The organism is Pseudoxanthomonas sp. OG2, from assembly GCF_014192765.1.
Lineage (GTDB): Bacteria > Pseudomonadota > Gammaproteobacteria > Xanthomonadales > Xanthomonadaceae > Pseudoxanthomonas_A > Pseudoxanthomonas_A beigongshangi.
The window spans coordinates 2507031-2530801 of record NZ_JACHYM010000001.1; the positions used below are offsets into that span (position 1 = coordinate 2507031).

Here is a 23771-nt window from a genome sequence, read left to right on the forward strand (position 1 = left end):
GCGGGTCGCCGCCCGCGCGGAAGATCCGCGCTAGCGGCCGGACAGCCCATAGGCGGCCGGCGAGCCGGACGTGAACGTCAATCCCGGCTGCGCGACCAGCGTCTCACCGTCCAGCCGGAACACGTGCACGCGGCGATCGATCATGCTCTGCGCGAACACCGTGCGTGCATCATCAAGGAATCCGACGCCCTGCGCCCAACCGCCGAATCCGGTTTCCGCCACGCGTCGCAGCCGTCCCGACTCGATGGCCAGCACCACCAGCCGGCTGTCCGGCGAATACAGCGGATGCGAGCGCGGGAGCGTGCTCATGTTCTGCAGGGCGGCGGCCGCATGGCGGCCATCGGGCGCGCAAGCCACGCCTTCCGGTGACATGCCGACGGAGGCGGTGTCGATGACCCGCGGCAACGCGCCGCGCGTGTCGATCAGGCTGATCGTGTCGACATCGCCGGTCACCTTGCCGTAATTCGCGACCACCGCAAGTCCGGTGTCGCCGCAGAACGACAGCGCGGTGGGGCCGACGCCGGCGCTCATTTCGTGGCGGGCGGGGAGGACCGGTCGGCCCTGGTCCGTCGCGAGCCAGGCGATCCGCTGGCTGCCTGGCAGGCTTGCCAGCGCATGCGCGCCATCGGCGCTGAACGCCGTCGCGATTGGCGCGCTGCCCGCTTCGAAGCGCACCACCTCGACGACTTCCCAGATGCCGGCGCGTTTCTCCAGCACGCTGACGCTGTCGGCGCCGGTATGCGGCACCCAGGCATGGCGGCCATCCGGATGCAGGCTCACCGACGAAGGGGCCGCCACCAGGGTCAGCGTCTGCGACACACGCATCGGTGTCGAGGCCAGATCGATCACCGCCATCGCGGGATTGGCGGTGAAGGCGCCGGCGCGTTCGGGATCGGCGCGGGTGAAGGCGGTGACCAGCGCCTCGCGCCCGTCCGCACTGATCGCGATGCTGGAGGGCGGTCCCTGGAAACTGATCGGCACCTCGACTTCGCCGAGCAGGCGCAGTTGTCCGTTGGTGGTGTCGTAGAACGCCGCGCGATCCGGTGCGGGTGTCCCGAGTATTTCCACCTCGCCGTTGTTCATCCGCGCCTTGCCGTCCAGGGCGATGCCGAGCACCTGGGCATGCGCGGGCGCGACTGCGAACAGGCAGGCCAGGAGGCACCCTCCGGCAGATGCGACACGACCAGGCATGGAGGCGCTCCGGAAGAGGGGAGGCCGGAATCCTAAGTGCATTCGCGCCAGCCGCGTGTTCAGCCGGCCGACTTCATGAACGCCGGCATGCCGGTGCCGACGGGAAGCGGGTGACTTAAAGCCCTTTTAATGCCGCCGGCGCAGGATGCGCCGCGACGCAGTGCAGCCCCCACCCGGAGGAATCCCGTGAACCTGTTCCCCGCTCTCGTGCCACGCGGTCGTGTATCGCCACCCACCTTTCCCGCCACGGCCGGTTACACCGTCGCCCGGGTTTCCCGTCGCGATATCGAGGTGCTGATGGCGTTGTGCGACCTGCAGCGCGACCGCGGCCGGAGTCCGGCGGCGGACGACCGGGAGACGTCCGCGGGCCTGCTCGAACTGATGGAAGCGCTGTTCGATCCACCGCTGCGCGCCTGGGCCTGGATCGCGCGCGACGGCGAGGCCGCGGTCGGTTATGCCGCCGCCACCGTCGGTTTCTCGTTGCTGGAGCGCGGCTACTACCTGCGACTGGAATCGCTGTACGTGGATCCGGCGCATCATGGCCGCGACGTGGAAGCACGCCTGCTGGCCTCGGCGAGCGCGACGGCGGTGCAACTGGGATGCTTCGCCGTGCAGTGGCAACAGGGCGCTGGCCTGCCGCCGCTGCAGCTCAGCGGCGCCAGCATCGGCGACGGCCGCTGCGGCATGCTCCGCCTGTCCACTCCGACCGCATCATGAGCCGCGGGCGCCGCCGTTCCTCCCCCCGGCGGCGCCCCGGCCGGCGCGTCGCCGCCTTCTTCCTGTTCCTGATCGCCGGAATGCTCTACATGTCCCTGTCCGCCTGCAGCACCGTCCCCTATCCGCAGTCACCGCAGTACCGCGAGCGCGCGTTCCACAATCCGGTCGAACCACGCCAGCCGGCCACGCGGGAAATCCCCGGTCTGTGGTGGCGCTTCATGTTCGGAAAATCCGATCGCACCGTGCCGCCCGCCGCATTGCCGGTCCGGAAAATCACCCGTGCGGAACTGGACGCGGCCGCGGATGGCACGCTCTATCGCATCGGCCATTCGACCATCCTGCTGAAGCTCGAAGGCGGCTACTGGATCACCGATCCGGTGTTCTCCGAGCGTGCCTCGCCCGTGCAATGGGCGGGACCCAGGCGCTTTCACGCGCCGGCGATCGCACTGTCCGAGCTTCCGCCGCTCGCCGGGGTCATCCTGTCGCACGATCACTATGATCACCTGGACAAGGCGACGATCCGGGCACTGGCCGCGCGTGCCGAACGCTTCATCACGCCGCTGGGCGTGGGTGATCTGCTGGCGCGCTGGGGCGTGCCCAAGGATCGGATCACGCAACTGGACTGGTGGCAGTCGGTGCGGGTGGGTGGCCTGCACTTGACTGCCACCCCCGCGCAGCATTTCTCCGGACGCGCGCCGTTCCAGCGCAATCCCACCCTGTGGGCCTCCTGGGTCATCGAGACGCCGCGCCAACGGATCTTCTTCAGTGGTGACACCGGCTACTTCGCCGGCTTCCGCGAAATCGGCGAGCGGCTGGGACCGTTCGATCTGACCCTGCTCGAATGCGGCGCCTACGATCCGCTGTGGGAAGGCGTGCATATGCTGCCGGAGCAGAGCGTGCAGGCGCACCTGGATCTGCGCGGTCGCTGGATGATGCCGATCCACAACGGCACCTTCGATCTGGCCTTCCATGACTGGAACGCGCCGATGGAAGCGGTCAGCGCGATCGCCGCCGAGCGTGGCGTGGCCTTGAGCACGCCGATGATCGGGCAGGCGGTCGCGGTCGACGCGCCGCAGGCGTTCACGCCGTGGTGGCGCCTGCCGCGTTGAGCGGAGGCGTCAGCGTCCCGGATCCGGGAACCGCACCCGGATCGACAGGCCACGTCCGTCGAGCCCGTCGTCCAGGGTGACCTCCGCGCCATAGGCCTGGGCGATGCGCCGGACCAGTGACAGGCCGATGCCGCTGCCGCGCTCGCCATTGCCGTTGCTGCCACGGAAGAACCGGTCGAAGATCTGCGCGCGCTCTTCCCGCGGCACGCCCGGGCCGTTGTCGGTGACGGTCAATTCCACGCACGCGCCGTCCAGGCCGCGACCACAGGCCACCACCACCCGGCCGCCTTCGCCGCTGTAGCGGATGGCGTTGTCGATCAGGTTGCGCACCAGCACGCCCAGGTCGTCGAGATCACCGGACACCGGCGCGACGGCGGTGTTCAGCACGATGGTCTGCTGCCGGCGCGAGGCCATGATCTCGAACTCGCGCACCACCATCGTCACCACGTCGGCGAGTTCGACCGTCGCGTGGTCATGGCGACGCTGCGAGGCATCGATGCGGGCCGAGTCGAGCAACTGCTGCGCCAGCCGCGACGTGCGTTCGATGCCGTGGGCGAGCTGGCCCAGTGCCTGCCGGGCGTCGGCCTCGCTGCCGGCGCGCAGCGCGACCTGGGTCTGGGTCTGCAACGCCGCCAGCGGCGTGCGCAGTTCATGCGCGGCGTCGGCCAGGAATTGGCGCTCGCCGTGCATCGCGTCGGCCAGCCGGGACAGCAGGCCATTGAAGGATTGCACCAGCGGCTGGATCTCGCGCGGAATGCCGGCCGTGGGCAGCGGGGCCAGGTCCAGCGCATCGCGCTGCGACATCAGATTGCGCAGGCGATTCACCGGCCGCAGGCTCCAGCCGATCGCCGCCCAGATCGCCAGCGCCAGCCCCACCATCAGCGCCACCGCCGACAGCAGGGTGATCTTCACCCACCAGGCAACCTCGGCCCGCAATTGCTTGCGCGACATGCCGACCTGCACCTGCACGCGTCCGCTGGCGTCGGTGACCGCGTAGACGCGCCAGTTGTCGCCCGCGGTGCGGGTGTTGGCCAGTCCGGTCCGGAAACTGGGCTGCAGCGGGGTCTTCGGCGCGCCATTGGACGACACGATGCTCTCGCGGCGCTGCAGGCTCCAGACCTGGAAACGGATCTTGTCGAACTTGTAATTGGGCTGGGCGGGCAAATCCGCCGGCAGTTGCAGGCGCGAACGACCACCGACGGTGTCCACGTCGCTCGGCATCGACATCAGGATCTGCTGGCCGATTTCGCGCAGCGATTGATCCCAATGCCCGTTCTGCTGCCGCGAGACCTGCACGTACTGGCAACCCAGCCAGATCAGCCAGCCGATCAGGCTGACACCCATCAACGTGGCCAGCAGCTTGCCCTTGAGCGAATGGTGGCGCCTCATCCTCATTCCACCTCGCCGACGCGGTAGCCGAATCCATGCACCGTGGTGATGAAGTCGTCGCCGAGCTTGCGTCGCAACTGGTGGATGTAGACGGCGATGGTGTTGCTCTCGATGGTGCCGTCGCCGCCGTAGACCAGCGATTCCAGCGCGTCGCGCGCCACCACCCGGCCCTGGCGTTCCATGAGTGCCATCAGCGTGCGGTACTCGTGCACGCCCAGCTTCACCGCCTGGCCGCCGCGGGTGACCGCGCGGGCGGCAGGATCCAGGACCACGTCGCGGTAGGACAGCACCGGCGCCACCCGGCCCTGGCTGCGCCGCACCACCGCGCGCAGGCGCGCGCACAGCTCGTCGGTCTGGAACGGCTTGACGATGTAGTCGTCGGCACCGGCGTCCAGGCCGCGCACGCGATCGCTGAGCTGGTCGCGGGCGGTGACGATGAGTACCGGGGTGGTGTCGTAGCGCTGGCGCAGCGCGTTCAGGACATCCAGGCCGGATCCACGCGGCAGGCCCAGATCCAGCAGGACCGCGGCGAAGGCGTGGTCGATCAGCGCGGTCTTGGCGGCGCCGGCGTCCTCGGCGCGGGCGACGTCCCAGCCATCCTGGCGCAGTGCGGCGGCCACGGCGTCGCCGAGCATGCGGTCGTCTTCCACCAGCAGGATCGGGGTCACGGCGAGGTTCCGGAAAAACAGGGGAACCGATGGTAAACCGCGCGCTTTAAAGCCGTCTTAATCCGCCCACGGCAGAACGGGCGGGGAGGGACCCGGGCAGGGTCCCGTCCGTCCCGGCTTCCGGTCCTACTGGGCGGATTGTGTCGCGGCCGCCTTGGCGAAATCGCCGGCCAGGTACACGCTCAGCGTTTCCGGCTTGAGGTGCTTGCGGATGGCGGCATTGACCTGTTCCAACGTCAGTGCGGCGTAGGCGGCATCCAGGTCGGCGGTGAACTGCATGGTGCGGCCGAAGTACGCCTGATCGGACAGCATGCCGGCGACGGCGCCGTCTTCGGCGCGGCCCTGGCGCCGCTCGGTCAGCGTGCCGGACACGGCATCGCGCAGCTCCTCCCCGGTGATGCCGTCGCGGACCAGCCGCGCCAGCTCCTCGCGGATGGCGGCTTCCACCTTGGCCATGTTTTCAGGCGCGGCGATGGCCTGGATATTGAAGCTGCCATTGTCGTCGGTGCCTTCGCGGCTGTCGTCGGCGCGAACCGCGCTGGAGACGCCGTAGCTCAGGCCTTCCTTCTGGCGGATGCGATCCCCGAGTCGCGATTTGAGCGCGCCACCGCCGAAGATGCGGTTGGCGATCAGCATCGCCGGATAGTCGGGGTCGGTGACCTTGAGCGACAGGTTGCTGCGTGCCAGCAATACCGCGTTGGGTTTGTCCGGCGTGGACAGGCGCTGGTGGGTCGCGGCGACCGGCGTGTAACGGGTGTTGATCGGCGCATACGGATGCGGCGAGTTCCAGCCCGCGAACAGGGATTCCAGCTGCGCGCGCACCGCCACCGGATCGAAGTCGCCGACCACGGCGATTTCGCCCTCGGCGGTGCCGTAGAAGTCACGATGGAACGCCGCCAGATCCTCGCGCTTGAGCGCCTTCACCGCGGCGATGGCCTCGTCGAGGGTTTCGATGTGCAACGGATGGCCCTTCGGCCAGGGGTCGAAATGATGCGCCAACGCCTGGCCCGCGACCGCGCCGGGCTCCTTGCGGGAGGCTTCCATGCCGGTGAGCGCCTGCAGGCGCAACTGTTCGAACTCGCTCTCGGGGAAGGCCGGGTGGCGCAGGATGTCCGCCGCCAGCGCCAGCGCGTCGGCCAGTTGGGTGCGCCGGCTCAGCAGCGAAATCCCGGCGCCCTGCAGGCCGCCGCTGACGCTGGCCTGGGTCTTCAGCGCCTCGAACCGTTGATCGATCTGTTCCCGGCTCAGCGTGGTGCTGCCACGCATCAGCATGGCGCCGGCCAGGCCGGAGGCATCCTGCCGGCCGGTCAGCGAAGCGACGTCGCCGAAGCGGAAGTTGGCATCCACCACCACCGTCTCGCCGCGGGTCTTGCGCGGCAGCAGGGCCACCCGCAGGCCATTGCCGAGGGTGAAACGCTGGGTGCGCGCCTCCAGGTTCTGCGGCGTGGGATCGAACTGTTCGCCGGCCGAGACGGCGGGGCGCCCGACATAGCCGTCCACCAGCTTGGCGATTTCCGGGCGCGGGGTGATGGTGACGCGCTCCGGCGGATCGGTGGGGATGAAGCGGCCGAGCGTGCGGTTGCTGGTCTTCAGGTATTCGGCGGCCACCCGGTTGACGTCGGCGGCGGTGACCTTGGCGATCGCGTCGCGGGTGACGAACAGCAGGCGCCAGTCCCCGGCCGCCAGGAACTCCGACAGGCCCATGCCGACCGCGTTGACGTCGGTGAAATAGAGTTCGTAGGCATTGGCGATGCGCTGCTTGGCTTCCTCGACTTCCGCCTCGGTCACCGGCGTGCGCGCCACGCCTTCGACCTGGGCCAGCAGTTCCTGCTCGGCCTTGGCCGCGTCGCCATCCTTCGGCAGCACCGCCAACGCGGTGAACAAACCGGGATCGCGCAGTGATTCGCTGCCGGCGCCGCTGCCGGCGGCGAGGCGCGGCTGCACCAGCGTCTTGTGCAGGCGGCCGCCCGGCGTGTGTCCCAGCACATTGCCCAGCACGCTCAACGCGGGGCTGTCCGGATGGCCGGCGGCGGGAATGTGATAGGCCGCGGCGACGATGCGCACGTCGCCGGCCCGGCGCACATCGACCTGGCGTTCGCCGTCCTGCGCGGGCTCGGCGGTATGGAAGGCGGGCAGCGCGCGGGCGGGTTTCTCCAGCGGACCGAAATGGGCCGCGACCCGCGCCAGCGTCGCCGCCGGGTCGATGCGGCCGGCGATGATCAGGGTGGCGTTGTCCGGCTGGTACCAGGTGCGATAGAAGCCCTGCAGGCGTTCGATCGGCACGCCTTCGACGTCCGAACGCGCGCCGATCGTGCTGTTGCCGTAGTTGTGCCACAGAAACGCGGTCGAGCGGATGCGCTGGAACAGCACGCCGCCGGGATTGTTCTCGCCCGCTTCCAGTTCGTTGCGGACCACGGTCATCTCGCTGTCCAGATCCTTGCGCGCGACATTGGAGTGGACCATGCGATCGGCTTCCAGTCCCAGCACCCAGTCGAGGGTGGCGTCGTCGGCGGGGAAGGACGCAAAGTAATTGGTGCGATCCAGCCCGGTGGTCGCATTGAACTGGATGCCGCGCTTCTTCATCTCGCCGCTGATGTCGGCGTGGGTGGGCGTGCCCTTGAACAGCAGGTGCTCCAGCAGGTGCGCCATGCCGGTCTCGCCATAGTTCTCGTGTACCGAACCGACGCCGTAGACCAGGTTCACCGTCACCGTGGGCTTGCTCGCATCCGGGAACAGCAGCACCCGCAGGCCATTGCCCAACCGGTACTCGCTGATGCCTTCTACGCTGGGACCGGCGATCACGCCGCGGGGCAGCGCGGTATCCGCGAAGGAGGCCGGCGCCATGCCGAGGCTTAGCGTCAATGCCAGGCCCAATGCGAGAATAAGGCGGCGTGGTTGCATGCAGGACTCCCTGTAAACGGCAACCCGCAGTGTCGCAGATTTGCGGGAGCCGGACGTTACATGAGCGATAGTGAGAGCGGTCACGACATTGGCGGCGTGCTGTACCAGGACGCGGACCTGGCCATCATCGACAAGCCGGCGGGACTGATGGTCCATGACAGCAAGCTGGCGCGCGGCGAGACCGAGTTCCTGGCCGACCGCCTGCGCGAGCGTTTCGGCAGGCCGATCTTCCTGATCCACCGGCTTGACCGCGCGACCAGCGGTTGCCTGTTGATCGCCTTTGATCGCGATGTCGCCTCGGCGCTGGGCCGGACATTCATGTCGCGCGAAGTGGAAAAGGACTACCTGGCCATCTGTCGAGGGTGGCCGGAACCGCAGATCGACCTCGACTATGCGCTCGATGGCGGACCCGGCAAGCCGGAGAAGCGACCTGCGTCGACCCGGTTTACCCGGCTGGCGACCGGCGAATTGCCCCTGCCGTCCGCGGGGTTCTCAAGTTCACGCTACGCGTTGCTGCGCTGCCGGCCGGAAACCGGGCGCTTCCGCCAGATCCGCCGGCATCTCAAGCACCTGTCCCACCACCTGATAGGCGACAGCAGCCACGGCGACGGCCGCCACAACCGCAATTTCCGCATGCACGGCGTGCATCGCATGTTGCTGCATGCGGTGCGGCTGTCGTTCCTGCATCCGCTCAGTGGCGCGCGAATCGAAGCCATCGCGCCGCTGGACGCCGAATTCCGCCGCGCCTTCGCGCTGTTCGGCTGGGACGAATCGCTGCGCTGACCGACTCCCTTCAGACGAGCAAGCTCGGCTCTACCCGAGTGTAGAGCCGAGCTCGCTCCGCTGCTGTTCGGTCAGGCGATCTTCAATGCCGCCATCACGATCAGTGCCAGTGCGCTGGCGAATCCGACCGCCCACACCAGGCTGCGCAGCGCAGCCTGGTTGGCGATGTAAAGCACGCCGTGCAGCACGCGCGTTACCGTGAAGACGATCGCCAGCAGGTTGATGGTGGCGGGATCGACACCGGCCAGTTGCGCCATCAGCACGCCGGCGACGAAGGCCGGGAAGGATTCGAAACCATTGAGGTGCGCGGCGTGGGCGCGATGCGAGCGCGGATTGTCCTGCCTGGCCTGCCACTCGCGCGGCGCGCGGTTGTTGTAGCGCTCGCCCGAACGCTTGGCGATGGTGACCCACAGATAGGGCAGCAGGGCGGTGATCAGGATGCACCAGTAAGCGATGGACATGGATTCCTCCTTGGATTGCCGCATAGCCTAGCCGAAGCCCGCGCGATGGAGCGCTTCGATGTACTTCCCGGCTTCGGCGGCGGAACGGGCCGCGGTGGGAAACAGGTTCCGATCGGAAGTACTCGTCGGTCGGACCCCACCCCGGAAACAGCAACGGCGCCCTGGGGCGCCGTTGCCGTCAATGCCGCGGAGGCTTACTTCGCCGCCGGTTGCATCATCTTGTCGCGGGCCGCCTTGAACGGATTGCCCGGATACCAATTCGGCCACTTGTCGCCGCCGGCGATGTCCTTGCCGACGCCGTACAGCGCTTCCAGATCCTGCACCGTGCCATCCAGCTTCCAGGTTTCCGGATAGTACTGATCGCTCGGCGAGTGGTAGTGCCTGGCGTAGTCCTCGGCCGCCTTCTTGCCGGCCTCGGTGCCGCCCTCGACCAGATCCTCGCCGCCATCGGCATACAACGCCGGCACGCCGGCCTTGGCGAAGTTGAAATGATCCGAGCGGAAGTAGAAGCCGCTCTGAACCGAGGTCTCGCCGTGCAGGGTGCGGCCCTGCGCGGTGGCGATCGGCTTGAGCACGTCTTCCAGCTCCGAGCTGCCGAAGCCGACCACGGTGATGTCCTTTGCCTTGCCGGCCACCGACATCGCATCGATGTTGATCACCGCCGCGATCTTGGCGAGCGGGAAGGTCGGATGGGCGACGTAGTACTTGGAGCCGAGCAGGCCGGACTCTTCCAGGGTCACCGCCAGGAACACCAGCGAACGCTTCGGCTTGGGTTCCTGATGGGCGAAGGCGTCGGCGATTTCCAGGATGCCCGCCACGCCGGTGGCGTTGTCGATCGCACCGTTGTAGATGTTGTCGCCGGTCTCGCCTTCATGCTTGCCCAGGTGATCCCAGTGCGCCATGTACAGCACCGCCTCGTCCTTGCGATCGGTGCCCGGCAGCACGCCCACCACGTTGCGCGAGTTCTTTTCGCTTATGGTGCTCTTCAGATCGATGGAGGCCCTGGTCTTCAGCGTGACCGGCTTGAAGCCGCGCTGATTGGCGGCCTTGTACGAGGTGTCCAGATCCAGGCCGGCGTCGGCGAACAACTGGCGGGCGGCGTCGGCGGTCAGCCAGCCCTGCACCGGGATGCGGCGCTCGGGATCGTCCTTGGCCGGCAGGTCGTACTGCGCGCCGGACCAGGAATTCTTCACCACGTCCCAGCCGTAGCTGGCGCCGGGCGTGTCATGGACGATGAACGCGGCGGCGGCGCCCTTGCGCGCGGCCTCCTCGAACTTGTATGTCCAGCGCCCGTAATAGGTCATGCGCTTGCCTTCGAACAGCTTCTCGTCGCCGGTGTGGAAGCCGGGATCGTTGACGAACATGACGACCGTCTTGCCCTTCCAGTCCTGGCCGGCATAGTCGTTCCACTGCTGTTCCGGCGCGTCCACGCCGTAGCCGACGAACACCATCTCGCTGGCGTCGACCTTCACTTCCTTCTCGCCGGTGCGGGTGCCGGCAACGAAATCCACGCCGAACTTCAGCTCGCGCGTCTTGCCGTTGCTTTCCAGCTTCAGCACGGTGCCTTCGTCGGCGGTGGTCTCCACCATCGGCACGTCCTGGAAGAAGCTGCCGTTGTTGCCCGGCTGCAGGCCGATGCGCTTCATCTGCGCTTCCAGGTAGGCGACGGTCTTCTCCTCGCCGGTGGAACCGGGACCGCGGCCTTCGAATTCGTCGGAAGACAGCGTCTTCACCAGTTGGGCGAAGTCGGCCTCGTTGATGGCCGGGGCGAAGGCGTGATCCGCGGGTGCCGGCGCGGCGGGCGCGGTGGCGGCCGGTGCTTCGGCGTCCGGCTTCTTGCACGCGGCGAGCAGGGTGGTGGCGGCCAGCACGGCCGCCGCCAGAGGGAGCTTGCGGGACATCGGGATTCCTCAAATCCAGGAATCCCGAGTGTATGCGATCGTCCCGCGCGATGTGCCCGGCGCTCAGTCGGCCGGCGCGGTCGGCGTATCGAACGGGCGTGCGGTGGCGCCGGTGACCGGGCCGATCTTGGCCGTACGGTGGACGTAGAGGACCACTTCGCGCTCGAACACCAGCGGGCCGTCGACGGTTGCGTTCGGGCCGATCACGATGCGGGGCGGACGCTTGCGCTCGATGTTGAAGTTGCCCTTGGGCTTTTCGACCTTCAGCCCGCCGCGCACGTGCGAATCCACGCCCACGGTGACGTCGCCGTTGACCGTCTCGATGCTGCCGCCGACTTCGGTGCCGACCAGGCCGATGCCGCCGTTGACCGTGGAAACGCCCTCGCGCACGCGGCTGCCGCGATCCAGGAAGATCGGACCGTTGACGGTTTCCACGTCGCCGTCCACCTGCACCTTGCTGCCGGCGCGGATGCCGCCGTTGACCGTTTCCATGCCGCCGGTGCGGGCGCCATCGCCGATCTTGAGCGAACCGTTGACGGCTTCGACCGAGCCCGTCGTGGCATTGTCCTCGACGACGATGGAGCCGTTCACGGTGCTGAGGTCGCCGTGGCTCTGGCCGGCCTGGGCGGTGATGGAGCCGTTGACCTTGGAGATGTCGTTGCCGGCGAAGGCGGGTGTGGCCGCCAGTGCCAGGGTCAGCAGCAGGGCAGGGGAAGTACGGGTCATGGTGAAGTCCTGTTCGTCGAAAGTACGGGTTGGATGCCGGGGCCGCCCAAAGGGTTTAACCGGGCCTGGCGACGGGACCTCCCGCCGCGTTCAGGGTAACGCCGCCATCGCAGCACGCTTCGCTACAATCTTCACCTGCCTGAAGTCACCGGAACCCCCACCGTGTCCCCAACGCCGTCCGCCTCCCCGCGTCCCAAGCCCGTCGTCCTGCTGATCCTCGATGGCTGGGGCCACCGTGAAGATCCCACCGACAACGCGCTGGCACAGGCGGAACTGCCGAACTGGCGCCGCCTGCTGGCGACCGCGCCGCACACCCTCATCCACACCGAGGGCCGCCATGTCGGCCTGCCCGACGGCCAGATGGGCAATTCCGAGGTGGGCCACATGAACCTGGGCGCCGGCCGCATCGTCTACCAGGACCTGACCCGCATCGACGCCGCCATCGAGGACGGCAGCTTCTTCGACACCGCGGAGCTGGCGGCGGCCTGCGATGCCGCCAAGGCCGGCGGGCATGTCCTGCACGTGTTCGGCCTGCTTTCGCCGGGCGGGGTGCACAGCCACGAGAACCACATCTTCGCCATGCTGGAACTGGCCCATCGCCGCGGTGTGCCGAAGGTGGCCGTGCATGCCTTCCTGGACGGCCGCGACACCCCGCCGCAATCGGCCGAACCCAGCCTGCGCGCGCTGCAGGATGTCTGCGCACGCCTGGGCAATGCCAGCCTGGCCACGGTCAGCGGCCGCTACTACGCCATGGATCGCGACAAGCGCTGGGATCGCCTGCGCAAGGCGTGGGATGCCATCGTCGAGGCGCAGAGCGAATACCGTGCCGCCGACGGGGTGGCCGCGTTGCAGGCGGCCTACGCGCGCGGCGAGAACGACGAGTTCGTGCTGCCCACGGTGATCGACGGCGCGCAGCCGATGGCCGATGGCGACGCAGTGGTGTTCATGAACTTCCGCGCCGATCGCGCGCGCCAGTTGACGGCCGCGTTCGTCTCGCCGGATTTCGACGGGTTCCAGGCCCGCCGCCCACGGCTGTCGCGCTTCGTCTGCCTGACCGAGTACGACGCGAAACTGCCGGCGCCGGTGGCGTTCCCGCCGGATGACCTGCGGCACACGCTGGGCGAACTGCTGGCCGAGCAGGGCCTGACCCAGCTGCGCATCGCCGAGACCGAGAAGTACGCCCACGTGACGTTCTTCTTCAGCGGCGGGCGCGAGGATCCCTTCGCCGGCGAGGAGCGCATCCTGGTGCCCAGCCCCAAGGTCGCGACCTACGATCTGCAGCCGGAAATGAGCTGCCCCGAGCTGACCGCCAAGCTGGTCGACGCGATCGGTTCCGGCCGCTTCGACGTGATCATCTGCAATATCGCCAATCCGGACATGGTCGGTCACAGCGGCGATCTGCAGGCCGCCATCCTCGCCGCGCAGGCGGTGGACCAGGCCATTGGTGCGGTGGACGCCGCGGTGCGCGCCGCGCACGGCGCGCTGATCATCACCGCCGATCACGGCAACCTGGAGATGATGCGGGATCCGGAAACCGGACAGCCGCACACCGCGCATACGGTTGGGCCGGTGCCGCTGGTCTATGTCGGCGAGCGCGCGGCGAGGCTGCGCGCGGGTGGCGCGTTGCGCGACGTCGCCCCGACCCTGCTGGATCTGCTGGGCCTGCCGCAACCGGCCGAGATGTCCGGCCAGTCGCTGATCGCCGCCGCGCAATGACGCGTCGCCTGCTCCGCACCGGCCTCGGCCTGCTGATCGCGCTGGGCGTGATCAGCGGAGGCGTGTCGGCGCAGAGCCAGCGCGACGCGCAGAAGAAATTGGAAAAGGCGCGCGGCGAACTGAAATCGATCGCCCAGGAGCGGCGCAAGCTGGAGGGCGAACGCGGCGATGCCTCGCGCAAACTGCGCGAGGCCGACGAGCAGGTTGGCCGCAGCAGCCGCACGCTGTCCGAAACCGAATCCTCGCTGCGGCGCGAGGAGGCCGCATTGGCCGAACTACAGCAACGCCGCGAGGACATGCTGAAGCGGCTGGGTGGACAGCGGGAACAACTGGCCGCGCTGGTGCGCTCGGCCTACATGACCGGCGGCGACGCGCCGTTGAAGGTGCTGCTGTCGCAGGACAGCGCCGCCGACGCCAGCCGTACCCTGGCCTATCACCGCTACCTGCAGCGGGATCGCGCCGCCCGCATCGACGGTCTGACCACCGAGCTGCGGGCGCTGGCGCAGGTCGAACAGGACATCACCAGCCGGCGCGCGCAACTGGATACCGATCGCCAGCGCCTGCGCGGACAGATGAACCAGTTGCAGAAGGATCGGCAGAGCCGGGCCCGCCTGGTGGCCGATCTCGATCAGCGCTACCAGGACCGTGCCGACCGCGAAAAGGCGCTCGGCCAGGATGTGCGGTCGCTGGAGCGCCTGCTCGCCAACCTGCGGGCGGCGGCGGCACGCGCCGAAGCCGAGCGCCGTGCGGCCGCGCGCAAGGCGGCCGAGGAGCGCGCGCGGGCGCAGGCCCGCCAGGGCGCCACGCGAGGCGCGCAAACCCCTTCGCGCCCACGGCCGGAAGTGGCCAACGCGCCCGCATTGAAGGTTGGCGGGCTGGGCTGGCCGCTGTCCGGAAACCTGTTGGCCCGCTATGGCGGGCGGATGCCGGACGGTCGTACCAGTTCAGGCGTGCTCATCGGTGCGCCGGCCGGCAGCACGGTGACCGCGGTGGCCGACGGCACGGTGGTGTTCTCCGAATGGATGACCGGCTACGGACTGATCCTGATCATCGACCACGGCAGCGGCTACATGAGCCTGTACGCGCACAACGAGAGCCTGTTGCGTGACACCGGCGTCCAGGTCAAGCGTGGTGATCCGGTGGCCAAGGTCGGCACGTCCGGCGGCCAGGGCACGCCGGCGCTGTACTTCGAACTGCGCCGCAACGGCCAGCCGGTGGACCCGGGCAGTTGGCTGCAGCGGCGCTGAACCGGAACGCCATTCACCGCCGGTTCGCGCATAATCGGGCGAACTCCGTGGACCGCGCGGGGTCCATGGTTCCGCCGCTTTCCCACGGAGTTTCGATGCGTTCTTTCCTGCCCCTGGCCCTGTTGCTCGCCCTCGCCGGCGCGCCCGCGTTCGCGCAAGAGACCGCCAAGGAACCGGAGGTGGGCGCCAGCGACGATCCCTCCGCCGCCGAGACCGCGCCCTCGAAGGTGCCGCTGGAGGAAATCCGCCGGTACGTGGCCGTGTTCAATGCGGTCAAGGAGGCCTATGTCGAGCCGGTCGAGGATCGCAAGCTGATGCAGTCCGCCATCCGTGGCCTGCTGCTGGATCTGGATCCGCACAGCATCTATTTCGACAAGGAAGACGCGCAGGCCTACGACGAGCAGACCTCCGGCGCCTATGAAGGCATCGGCGTGGACCTGCTGCAGCAGCCGGACAATACCCTGCTGGTGGTCTCGCCGATCGACGACACGCCGGCGGCCAAGGCCGGGATCAAGGCCGGAGACGTGATCGTGGCCATCGACGGCAAGCCGATCGAGAAGACCGATGGCATGGAACCGCTGCGCGGCAAGCCCGGCAGCAAGGTCACCCTCACGCTCGTGCGTGAAGGCACCGCCAAGCCATTCGACGTCAGCCTGGTGCGCGACGTCATCCGCATCGCCAGCGTGCGCAGCCGGATGCTGGAACCGGGTTACGGCTACGTGCGCATCAGTGCGTTCCAGACCGAGACCGCGGCGGACTTCCAGAAGCACGTGGCCGACCTGAAGGCGAAGGGCAAGCTGCGCGGGCTGGTGCTGGATCTGCGCAGCAATCCGGGCGGCCTGCTGCTGGCGGCGGTCCAGATCGCCGACGATCTGCTGGACAAGGGCAACATCGTTTCCACCCGCGGGCGCATCGTGGTCAGCGATTCGCGCTTCGACGCCACGCCCGGCGACTTGCTCGAAGGCGTGCCGGTGGTGGTGCTGGTGGATGCCGGTTCGGCCAGCGCTTCGGAAGTGCTGGCGGGCGCGTTGCGCGACAACCAGCGCGCGCGCGTGGTCGGCAGCCGCACCTTCGGCAAGGGCTCGGTGCAGACCGTGCTGCCGCTGGACAACGGCGATTCGGTGAAGCTCACCACCGCCCGCTACTACACGCCCAGCGGCAAGTCGATCCAGGCGCGCGGCATCGTCCCGGACGTGGAACTGCATCCGGAAACGAAAGACGGCGAGCCCGGGATCATCGACTACAGCGAGGCCACCCTGCCCGGTCACCTGCGTGGCGATGACGAGGGCCAGGAAGGCTATACCGCGGGCGAAGTGCTGGACGGCGAGAAACCGATCGCCGCCGCCCTGGCCGAGTTGAAGAAGCAGCTCGCGTCCGCACCGGCCACGTCGGCGAAGGCACCGCCGGCGCGCCGCTGAGCCGGCGGCGTCAGGCGGAGCGTTCCGCCACCAGGCCGTACATCAATGGCAGGCTGGGCATCGTCGCCGGCGGATACATCCGCCGGCCCTGCGCTTCGCGCATGCCGTCGAATCCACGCCAGCCGTTGGCGTAGGGATACTCCTGCAACCGGCGCAGCCGCAGCCCCGCGCGCAACAATGCATCCACGACTTCGCCCAGGCTCCACTGGAATTCGTAGCTCGGATGCGGATTGCGGAAATCCCGTACGCCGGGCTGGTTGCCGGAAGGCGCCAGCGCCTCGCCGGACAGTGCCACGTAGTCGCTGACGCCATCCTCCCAGACCAGCGGTTCGCCATGGGCGAAGTAGGGATACTTCGGCTGCCATTGCGGATCGAAAATCATCGCCACCGGATGGAACTCGACGCAGACGAAGCGTCCGCCAGGTTCCAGCACTTCCGCCAATCCACCTGCCCATGCATCCAGATCCGACAGCCAGCACAACGCGCCGTAGGAACTGAAGGCGATGTCGAACCGCCGTCCATCCGCCCGTGCCCGTTCGAACCAATCGTATACATCGGCGCGCTCGAACCCGGCACGGATGCCCGCGTCGCCCGCCAATTGGCGGGCGAACTCGATCGCGGCATCGCTGATGTCCACGCCCGTGACCTGCGCACCGAGTCCGGCCAGGCTCAGGCTGTCCTGGCCGGCGTTGCACTGCAGGTGGATGAGCCTCCTGCCGGCGATGTCACCCAGCAGCGCGATCTCTTCCGGGAACAGCGTGCTGCCGCCGGCGCGGAAGAACGACGCCTGATCGCGCTTGTGGCTGTTGTGCGCCACGGTGGCGGCGTTCCAGGAATGGCGATTGCCTTCGTGCAAATCCTTGCGCATGGCCGATCGGGGAGCGGGAAGGGAGTGGCGATTCTAGGCCATCCATCCCCGCGAACCGCACGGTCAGGGCAGCGAGGGATCCCCGGCCATCGGCGGACTGGCGGCGCGGCGGTCGCGCATGATCCGATTGAACAACGGTGTCCCCATCAGGGTGGTGAGGATCGCCATGATCACCAGGATCGAGAACAGGCCCGGTTCGATGACGCCGGCCTGCAGGCCGATGTTGATGATGATCAGTTCCATCAGGCCGCGGGCGTTCATCAGGGCGCCGATCGCCATCGCGTCACGCGGCGGCTCGCCCGACAATCGCGCCGCCGCCCAGCAGGCGATCGCCTTGCCGCCGAACGAGGCCAGCAGGATCGCGATGGCCGGCAGCAGCATCGCCGGATCCATGAACACCGACAGTTGGGTCTTCAGGCCGGAATAGGTGAAGAACAGCGGCAGCAGGACCACCACCACCATCGGCTGCAGCAGTTCGCGCAGGCGTTCGGTGAGCACGCCGCGCGGCAGGCAGGCGCCGAGGATGAAGCCGCCGAACACCGCGTGGATGCCGATGGCGTCCATCCCCCATGCGCACAGGAAGAACAGGGCCATCACCCAGGCCAACACCGAGGACGGCAGCGGTCCCTGCTCCGGCACGCGCGTGGCCAGCGGTGCCAGCAGGCGCCGGCCCGCCAGCAACATGAAGCTCAGGTAGGCGATGCCGCCGCCGATCGCCAGCCATGCCTGCGCCCAACTGCCGCCGAAACTGGCCAGCACGATCGCCAGGATGCACCAGGCCGCGGCGTCGTCCATCGCGCCCGCGGTGAGCGCCAGGGTACCCAGCGGCGTTCCGGTCAGTCCGCGCTCGTGGATGATGCGCGCCAGCATCGGGAACGCGGTGATCGCGATCGCCGCGCCGAGGAACAACGCGACTTCCAGGAAGCGGGTCTTGTCCGAGAACAGCCCCGGCACGTGCTGCAGCCAGGGCGCCAGCGCGAATGCGAGCAGGAACGGCACGGCGATGCCGGCCCAGGACACCGCCATCGCGCTGCGGTAGCGCGCGCGGAAATGGTCGGCGCGGAACTCGGTGCCGACCAGGAACATGTACATGCCCACGCCGACCTGTCCGCCGACATACAGCATGTCCAGGGTCGGCTTGGGGAACAGCGCCAGCTGGGTCTCGGGCATCAGCGCGCCGAACAGCGAGGGACCCAGGGTGACGCCGGCGATCATCTCGCCGACCACCTGCGGTTGCCCGAAACGTTGCGCGAGGCGGCCGACCAGGCGGCAGACCAGGATGATGATGCCCGCCTGCAGGAAGAAGTAGACGGACAACTGCGGCGTGGACATCAAGACAACCCCGGGACTCGACGCGCCATCATAGGCGGTCGGCGGGGACGGCGGAGCGTACTGGCGGTTACCCGCCGGCTCCGGTCAGCGCGGCTTGGCCGGCAGCGGGAACGGGGTGACCACCTTCTCGCCGGTGGCGGCGTCGCGGATGGCCGACTGGCCTTTGCGCTCGACTTCCTCGACCCGGATGATGCTCTGCATCGGCAGGTGCAGGACGCGCGTATCGCCGAACTCGTCGCGCAGACGCTCCTCGGTGGGATCCACCACCAGCCCGTCGTGCAGATCGAAGACCAGCTCGCCCACTTCGGTGAAGCCCCACAGGCCGCTGGCGCCCACGTGGCCCGCATACAACTCGTAGACCTTGTTGTGGTTGAGGAAGGTGACCTTGTAGAGCTTCTTTGCCATGGGGCGGGGAGTGGGGAAACCGATGCGATGGGGGGAAAGTGAGGCCGCCCCGCCGCCGCTTCAATAGCCCTGCCGCTTGCGCAGGCGCCGGGCGATGGCGGCACGGACGAACAGGGCGAACACCACCCCGAACAGGAATCCGGCGATGTGCGCCGACCAGGCCACCGCGCCGAAGGCCGGGCCGGTGTAGGCGAACACCACCTGCAGCAGCGCCCAGATGCCGATCAGCAGCGAGGCCGGCGCCTTGACGAATTCCAGGAACAGCCCGAGCGGCAGCACCACGCCGAGCTTGGCGGTCGGGAACAGCGCCAGGTAGGCGCCGATCACCGCCGAGACCGCGCCGCTGGCGCCGATCACCACTCGGTCGGGCGTACCGATGGTGAGCACCGCGGCCAGGTTGGCGACCGCGCCGCCCAACAGGAACAGGATCAGGAACCGCCACGGCCCCATGGTCCGCTCGGCCGGCATCCCGAAGATCAGCAGGAACACCAGATTGCCCAGCAGGTGGGCCCAGTCCGCATGCAGGAACAAGGCGGTGAACAGGCGCAGCACGCTGCCGTCCTGGAGATCGGCCAGCCAGGCCGGCAACGAGGTCAGGCCGCCGGACAACGCGCCCCATTCCTGCAGCAGCAACGGACGATCCGGTTGCATCGCCGCCCACAGGAACGCCAGCCACAACAGGCCCAGCAGCGCGGGCGTGGCCCAGCGCAGCGAAGGCTTCCGGCGGGAGGGCAAGGAGACGAACATACCGCCTCACTTTAACTCGCAGCGCCTGTCACCCGTGTCGTTTCCCTGTTCAGGAAAACCCCTCGGACCGTGCCAAGAGTTTGTTAGCTTTCGGTTAGAAGACATGGGTATACTGCATACGGCGTCGTATGTCGGGAGGGGCTTCCGGCGGACGAACCGGCGGGCATAACGCCGGTCGCTTCCAGCGGCGCATTGACCGTAACCCACGTCCTCCGGAGAGAGACACCATGCATTCCGTCAACAGTTTTGCCCGTATTTCCGCGCTGGCCTTCGGCATTGCCGGCGTTCTGGCTTTCGGTCAGGCGCACGGCGCCGCGTTCCAGCTGAAGGAAAACAGCGCCAAGGGTCTCGGCCGCGCGTTCGCCGGTTCGGGCAGCGCCCCGGGCGACGCCTCGGTGATCGCGACCAATCCGGCCGCGATGCGCCACATGAAGGAAACCCAATTCCAGGCCGACGTCAGCGCCATCAGCTTCTCGGCTGATTTCGAGGGCGGCGGACGCCTCGCCGGTCCGACCGGCGCGGGCACCGGCATGCCGATCTCCGGCGGCAACGGCGGCGACGCCGGCACCATCGCGGCGGTTCCGGCCGCGTACTTCCACACCATGATCGGCGAGAAGGCCCACCTGGGCGCGTCGCTGACCGTGCCGTTCGGCTTCAAGACCGAATACGACCGCAACTGGGTCGGCCGCTACCATGGCGTCAAGACCGACCTGAAGACCGCCGACCTCGGCCTGGCGATTTCCTATGACGTGAACCCCTACGTGTCCTTCGGCGCGTCGGTGTTCGTCGAGCGCCTGGAAGTGGACCTGAGCAACGCCGTCGATCTGGGCGCGGTGATGTTCTCGCAGGGCGGCGGCGCGCTTGGCTTCCTGCCGGGCAACGCCGACCTGTACAGCCAGCTCGAAGGCAGCAGCAATGACTGGGGCTTCACCGTCGGCGGCCTGTTCAGCGTCAACGACCAGACCCACATCGGCCTGAGCTACCGCTCCAAGGTCAAGCACGAGATCACCAACGGCAAGGCCACCTTCACGGCGACCAATGCCCGGGCCACCCAGGGCCAGGCGGTGCTGGCCGCGCGCGGCCTGTTCGTGAACACCGGTGGCCGCGCGACCATCGAACTGCCGGCCTCGGCGACCCTGAGCTTCACCCGCCAGGTCAACGACAAGCTGACCATCATGGCCGACGTGACGCGCACCTTCTGGGCGCCCTCGTTCGACGCGGTCACTGTCGACTTCCAGTCGAACCAGCCGAACAACGTGCTGCCGTTCCACTACCGCGACACGACCTTCAGCTCGATCGGTGCGGACTACCGCCTGAGCGACACGCTGACCCTGCGCGGCGGCGTGGCCTACGACCAGACCCCGACCACCGCCGAGCACCGCGACGTGCGCGTGCCGGACACCAGCCGCAAGTGGCTGTCGCTCGGCCTGACCTGGGCGCCGTCGGAAAAGGCGGAGTACAGCTTCGGCTACACCCACCTGTTCACCAAGGACCCGACCGTCGATCAGGTCTCGGCGACCGGCAGCACGCTGTCCGGTTCCTACGACGTGGCGGGCGACGTGCTGGCAGCTTCGATCAACTACAAGTTCTGATCGAATCCCGGCATTGCCGACGCGACACCGGAAACCCCGCTTCGGCGGGGTTTTTCTTTTCCGTGATCGCGCCATTGAATGCGGGCGTGTTGCCCGAGCTAGAGCACAGGCGCGGGATGCATCCGCAGTTCGACGCGATTGCGTCCATTGCGCTTGGCCGCGTAGAGGGCCTCGTCCGCCAGCCGCACCAGATCGTTGAATCCGGTGTGGCGATAGCGGGTGTGGGCGATGCCCAGGCTGACGGTGACCCGGAAAGCGGGCGCGGGGAATTCCAGCGACATCACCTGCGTGCGGATGCGTTCGGCCAGCCGATGCGCGACTTCCGGCGAGGTCTCGCGCAGCACCAGCATGAATTCCTCCCCGCCCAGGCGCACGAACAGATCGTTGCTGCGGATGCATCCGCGCACCACGTCTGAAAACCGCTGCAGGACCTGATCGCCGGTTTCGTGGCCGTGGTGATCGTTGACCGCCTTGAAGTGATCCAGGTCCAGCGCGATCACCGCGAGCCCGCCTTCCAGGGTGACGAAGCGGGCGCTGGAACGCAGTTCGCTGTCCAGGCCCCGGCGGTTCAATGCGCCAGTGAGCGGATCCAGCAGCGCGCTCTGGCGCAGCGCTTCCGCGGCGCGGAAGCTGGCCAGCATCAGCATGCAGAAATTGAGCATGAACCAGATCGACAGATCCGCGTTCACCCATGACGGATTCGGGCCATAACGCCCGGTCAGCGCATGTGCGAGATCGCGGCCATAGAGGTACAGAAGCGCCACGCACGCGGTCATCATCAGCCGGGCGGGCACATGGTCCGGGCCGGCCCGCAACAGGCGCAGCTGCCAGATCACCACCGCCAGCGCGAACACCTCCACCGCGCTCATCGCCGCGCCTTGTGCGTCCTGGATATCCCCATGGCCGTAGAGCAGCCAGCCGCCCAGCGGCAACGCCAGGGCCAGCGGCATGAGCGCGCGTTCACCGGGAAGGAGCGCGCGCTGGTGCACGAACTGGATCACCGACCACGCCAGGCCAATCAGGCCGGCACAGGCCAGCAGCCCACCCAGCCCGGCGATGGCATGCGCCAGATCCTGCGCGCCGGAACGCGAAGCCACCTGCGAGGTGCCGTCGAGCAGGGCCGCGCCCAGCGAGTAGACGAAATGGGCCACGCCCCAGGCAGTGATGCCGCGCACGCCGCGCGATACCCGCGACACGTAGAAGAAAAGTCCCAGCAGCACCGCCGCCAGCGCGCAGTCGCTAATCAGCAGATGGTAGAAATCGGTGGTCATCAAGCCGGTCTTGCCTTTGGCGCAGTGCAACGTCCTGTTCCCCGTACCAACGCAGAACGCGGCCAATTCCGGCTATCGGCGGGAAAGTGGCGCGGCGGAGCGCCACGGCCGCATTCAGGGTTGCATCTCGACCCGGTTGCGGCCCTTGCGCTTGGCCGCGTACAACGCATCGTCCGCGCGTCGCATCAGCTCCACGAACGGCTCTCCGTCGCTTCCCCCGAAAGCGATGCCCAGGCTGATCGTCACCCGGAACGGGCGCCCCTCGGGAGGACTGAACTCCAGCCGCATCATCTGGTTGCGCAGGCGCTCGGACAGGTGTCGCGCGGTTTCGCGATCGGTTCCCGGCATGACCACCGCGAATTCCTCGCCCCCCATGCGCGCGAACAGTTGATCGCTGCGCAGGCCGCTGCGCACGGTTTCGCTGAAGCGTTGCAGGACCCGATCGCCGGTGTCGTGGCCATGGCGATCATTGATCGCCTTGAAATGATCCAGATCGATGGCGATGACGCTGAGTCCGGGCTGGTCGCGATCCGGCCAACTGCTGAGTTCGCCGTGCAGGCCGCGCCGGTTCAGCGCACCGGTCAGCGGATCGAACATGGCGCTGAGCTTGAGCGATTCGGCGGCGCGGAAGCTGCATAGCATCAGCATGCAGAAATTGAGCATGAACCAGATCGACAGGTCCACGCTGACCCAGATCTCGTCGAAACCGAAATGGCTGAGCGACCACCCGGGCACCACGCTGCCGTACAGCACCGCCAGCAGTCCACACCCCAGCATCATCATCCGCGCGGGCAGCCGGTAGGGATCCTCGCGCAGGACATGCAGGTGCCAGATCATCCACAACAGGACCAGCAATTCCACGCAATTGAGGACGACGCTCTGCGCCTCCCAGCCACCGCCCAGGCCCCAGACCAGCAGCGGCGGCGCGACGGCCATGGGCACGACCGCGATTTCCAGCCGGTGCAGTGCGCGCCGCCGGGCGAACTGCACGACCGCCCAGCCCAGCGCCGCCATCCCGCCGCACAGGACGGCCGAACCCAGGTGGGTGGACAACGCGGCTGCGGTTGCCAGGCCGGCGTCGGCGAAAGTGGCCGTGCCGGCGTCGAACAGGGTCGCCCCGATCGTGTAGACCAGGTGCGCGGCGCCCCAGGTGAACGCGCCCTGGATGTTGCGCGACACCCGCGCCACGTACCAGAACAGGACGAACAGCACGACCGCCAGCAGGCAGTCGCTCAATAGCGTCAGCAAAACCGCCCAACTCATCCGCCTGCCAGCCCCTGGATCCCCATGGGCATGTTATCGGCACTACGTCACAAAACAACAGGGCCG

General features: G+C 68.1%; 19 protein-coding genes and 1 pseudogene. 7 read left to right on the top strand and 13 right to left on the bottom strand.

Annotation, left to right across the window (positions count from 1 at the left end; all coding sequences use genetic code 11):
- Nucleotides 1-30: 30 nt before the first annotated feature.
- Nucleotides 31-1191 (bottom strand): hypothetical protein, encoded by a 1161-nt coding sequence (locus FHW78_RS11450; protein ID WP_183640338.1) that lies wholly within the window; start codon nt 1189-1191, stop codon nt 31-33.
- Between the two features lie 186 nt (nt 1192-1377).
- Here FHW78_RS11450 and FHW78_RS11455 point away from each other — a divergent pair, with 186 nt between their 5' ends.
- Entirely contained in the window at nt 1378-1908 is a 531-nt protein-coding gene (locus FHW78_RS11455) for a GNAT family N-acetyltransferase (RefSeq protein WP_183640340.1), read from the top strand.
- An 89-nt stretch (nt 1909-1997) separates the two neighbouring features.
- Nucleotides 1998-3017, top strand: a complete 1020-nt coding sequence (locus FHW78_RS11460) for an MBL fold metallo-hydrolase (protein ID WP_218533391.1) — start codon at nt 1998-2000, stop codon at nt 3015-3017.
- A 9-nt stretch (nt 3018-3026) separates the two neighbouring features.
- Here the strand turns inward: FHW78_RS11460 and FHW78_RS11465 are convergent, their stop codons facing one another.
- The 3 genes from FHW78_RS11465 to FHW78_RS11475 all read right to left on the bottom strand — a co-directional run bounded on the left by FHW78_RS11465 (nt 3027) and on the right by FHW78_RS11475 (nt 7975).
- The gene (locus FHW78_RS11465; RefSeq protein WP_183640342.1) at nt 3027-4406 is read right to left on the bottom strand and encodes an ATP-binding protein; all 1380 of its coding nucleotides are present in this window, start codon (nt 4404-4406) and stop codon (nt 3027-3029) included.
- A gap of 2 nt (nt 4407-4408) precedes the next feature.
- Complete coding sequence (locus tag FHW78_RS11470) at nt 4409-5074, bottom strand: response regulator transcription factor (protein ID WP_183640344.1); 666 nt, start codon at nt 5072-5074, stop codon at nt 4409-4411.
- A gap of 126 nt (nt 5075-5200) precedes the next feature.
- Nucleotides 5201-7975, bottom strand: coding sequence for a pitrilysin family protein (locus tag FHW78_RS11475; RefSeq protein ID WP_183640347.1), 2775 nt, complete (start codon nt 7973-7975; stop codon nt 5201-5203).
- 60 nt (nt 7976-8035) lie between these two features.
- Between FHW78_RS11475 and FHW78_RS11480 the strand changes: the two genes are divergently transcribed.
- Nucleotides 8036-8758, top strand: coding sequence for a pseudouridine synthase (locus tag FHW78_RS11480; RefSeq protein ID WP_183640349.1), 723 nt, complete (start codon nt 8036-8038; stop codon nt 8756-8758).
- 71 nt (nt 8759-8829) lie between these two features.
- On the opposite strand, the gene FHW78_RS11485 is transcribed toward FHW78_RS11480, so the two are convergent.
- The 3 genes from FHW78_RS11485 to FHW78_RS11495 form a co-directional block, all read right to left on the bottom strand.
- Nucleotides 8830-9219 (bottom strand): MAPEG family protein, encoded by a 390-nt coding sequence (locus FHW78_RS11485; protein WP_183640356.1) that lies wholly within the window; start codon nt 9217-9219, stop codon nt 8830-8832.
- Between the two features lie 194 nt (nt 9220-9413).
- Entirely contained in the window at nt 9414-11120 is a 1707-nt protein-coding gene (locus FHW78_RS11490) for a M28 family metallopeptidase (RefSeq protein ID WP_183640359.1), read from the bottom strand.
- A gap of 63 nt (nt 11121-11183) precedes the next feature.
- The gene (locus tag FHW78_RS11495) at nt 11184-11846 is read right to left on the bottom strand and encodes a hypothetical protein (protein ID WP_183640362.1); all 663 of its coding nucleotides are present in this window, start codon (nt 11844-11846) and stop codon (nt 11184-11186) included.
- A 162-nt stretch (nt 11847-12008) separates the two neighbouring features.
- Between FHW78_RS11495 and gpmI the strand changes: the two genes are divergently transcribed.
- The 3 genes and pseudogenes from gpmI to FHW78_RS11510 all read left to right on the top strand — a co-directional run.
- Complete coding sequence (gene gpmI, locus FHW78_RS11500) at nt 12009-13562, top strand: 2,3-bisphosphoglycerate-independent phosphoglycerate mutase (RefSeq protein WP_183640364.1); 1554 nt, start codon at nt 12009-12011, stop codon at nt 13560-13562.
- Nucleotides 13559-14809 carry a peptidoglycan DD-metalloendopeptidase family protein gene (locus FHW78_RS11505; RefSeq protein ID WP_183640367.1) on the top strand — a complete coding sequence of 417 codons (1251 nt, stop codon included), beginning with the start codon at nt 13559-13561 and terminating at the stop codon, nt 14807-14809. The genes gpmI and FHW78_RS11505 overlap by 4 nt, the downstream gene beginning before the upstream one ends.
- Before the next feature lie 95 nt (nt 14810-14904).
- Nucleotides 14905-16224: pseudogene (locus FHW78_RS11510) on the top strand (S41 family peptidase); the annotation flags it as partial.
- A gap of 13 nt (nt 16225-16237) precedes the next feature.
- Here FHW78_RS11510 and FHW78_RS11515 read toward each other — a convergent pair.
- From FHW78_RS11515 to FHW78_RS11530, 4 genes are all read right to left on the bottom strand, one after another.
- Nucleotides 16238-17095: a class I SAM-dependent methyltransferase gene (locus tag FHW78_RS11515; RefSeq protein WP_183640372.1), complete on the bottom strand. Its 858-nt coding sequence runs from the start codon at nt 17093-17095 to the stop codon at nt 16238-16240.
- A gap of 63 nt (nt 17096-17158) precedes the next feature.
- Nucleotides 17159-18427 carry a cation:proton antiporter gene (locus FHW78_RS11520; protein ID WP_183640375.1) on the bottom strand — a complete coding sequence of 423 codons (1269 nt, stop codon included), beginning with the start codon at nt 18425-18427 and terminating at the stop codon, nt 17159-17161.
- Nucleotides 18428-18511: 84 nt separating this feature from the next.
- Entirely contained in the window at nt 18512-18832 is a 321-nt protein-coding gene (locus FHW78_RS11525; protein ID WP_183640377.1) for a DUF1820 family protein, read from the bottom strand.
- Nucleotides 18833-18892: 60 nt separating this feature from the next.
- On the bottom strand, nt 18893-19579 hold the full coding sequence (locus FHW78_RS11530; protein WP_183640380.1) for a rhomboid family intramembrane serine protease: 687 nt from the start codon (nt 19577-19579) through the stop codon (nt 18893-18895).
- Nucleotides 19580-19806: 227 nt separating this feature from the next.
- Here FHW78_RS11530 and FHW78_RS11535 point away from each other — a divergent pair, with 227 nt between their 5' ends.
- A complete protein-coding gene (locus FHW78_RS11535) occupies nt 19807-21171 on the top strand; it encodes an outer membrane protein transport protein (RefSeq protein ID WP_183640383.1) in 1365 nt (454 codons plus the stop codon).
- 98 nt (nt 21172-21269) lie between these two features.
- On the opposite strand, the gene FHW78_RS11540 is transcribed toward FHW78_RS11535, so the two are convergent.
- Both FHW78_RS11540 and FHW78_RS11545 read right to left on the bottom strand, forming a co-directional pair.
- Nucleotides 21270-22472, bottom strand: a complete 1203-nt coding sequence (locus FHW78_RS11540) for a GGDEF domain-containing protein (protein ID WP_183640385.1) — start codon at nt 22470-22472, stop codon at nt 21270-21272.
- Nucleotides 22473-22556: 84 nt separating this feature from the next.
- Nucleotides 22557-23690, bottom strand: coding sequence for a GGDEF domain-containing protein (locus tag FHW78_RS11545; RefSeq protein WP_183640388.1), 1134 nt, complete (start codon nt 23688-23690; stop codon nt 22557-22559).
- Nucleotides 23691-23771: the final 81 nt, after the last annotated feature.

Coding starts and splice junctions, on each gene's coding strand:
- FHW78_RS11485 (WP_183640356.1), bottom strand. CDS start 9,219: ATGTCCATCGCTTACTGGTGCATCCTGATCACCGCCCTGCTGCCCTAT.
- FHW78_RS11505 (WP_183640367.1), top strand. CDS start 13,559: ATGACGCGTCGCCTGCTCCGCACCGGCCTCGGCCTGCTGATCGCGCTG.
- FHW78_RS11495 (WP_183640362.1), bottom strand. CDS start 11,846: ATGACCCGTACTTCCCCTGCCCTGCTGCTGACCCTGGCACTGGCGGCC.
- FHW78_RS11520 (WP_183640375.1), bottom strand. CDS start 18,427: ATGTCCACGCCGCAGTTGTCCGTCTACTTCTTCCTGCAGGCGGGCATC.
- FHW78_RS11480 (WP_183640349.1), top strand. CDS start 8,036: ATGAGCGATAGTGAGAGCGGTCACGACATTGGCGGCGTGCTGTACCAG.
- FHW78_RS11465 (WP_183640342.1), bottom strand. CDS start 4,406: ATGAGGCGCCACCATTCGCTCAAGGGCAAGCTGCTGGCCACGTTGATG.
- FHW78_RS11475 (WP_183640347.1), bottom strand. CDS start 7,975: ATGCAACCACGCCGCCTTATTCTCGCATTGGGCCTGGCATTGACGCTA.
- FHW78_RS11460 (WP_218533391.1), top strand. CDS start 1,998: ATGTCCCTGTCCGCCTGCAGCACCGTCCCCTATCCGCAGTCACCGCAG.
- FHW78_RS11525 (WP_183640377.1), bottom strand. CDS start 18,832: ATGGCAAAGAAGCTCTACAAGGTCACCTTCCTCAACCACAACAAGGTC.
- FHW78_RS11530 (WP_183640380.1), bottom strand. CDS start 19,579: ATGTTCGTCTCCTTGCCCTCCCGCCGGAAGCCTTCGCTGCGCTGGGCC.
- FHW78_RS11515 (WP_183640372.1), bottom strand. CDS start 17,095: ATGCGCAAGGATTTGCACGAAGGCAATCGCCATTCCTGGAACGCCGCC.
- FHW78_RS11535 (WP_183640383.1), top strand. CDS start 19,807: ATGCATTCCGTCAACAGTTTTGCCCGTATTTCCGCGCTGGCCTTCGGC.
- FHW78_RS11450 (WP_183640338.1), bottom strand. CDS start 1,191: ATGCCTGGTCGTGTCGCATCTGCCGGAGGGTGCCTCCTGGCCTGCCTG.
- FHW78_RS11490 (WP_183640359.1), bottom strand. CDS start 11,120: ATGTCCCGCAAGCTCCCTCTGGCGGCGGCCGTGCTGGCCGCCACCACC.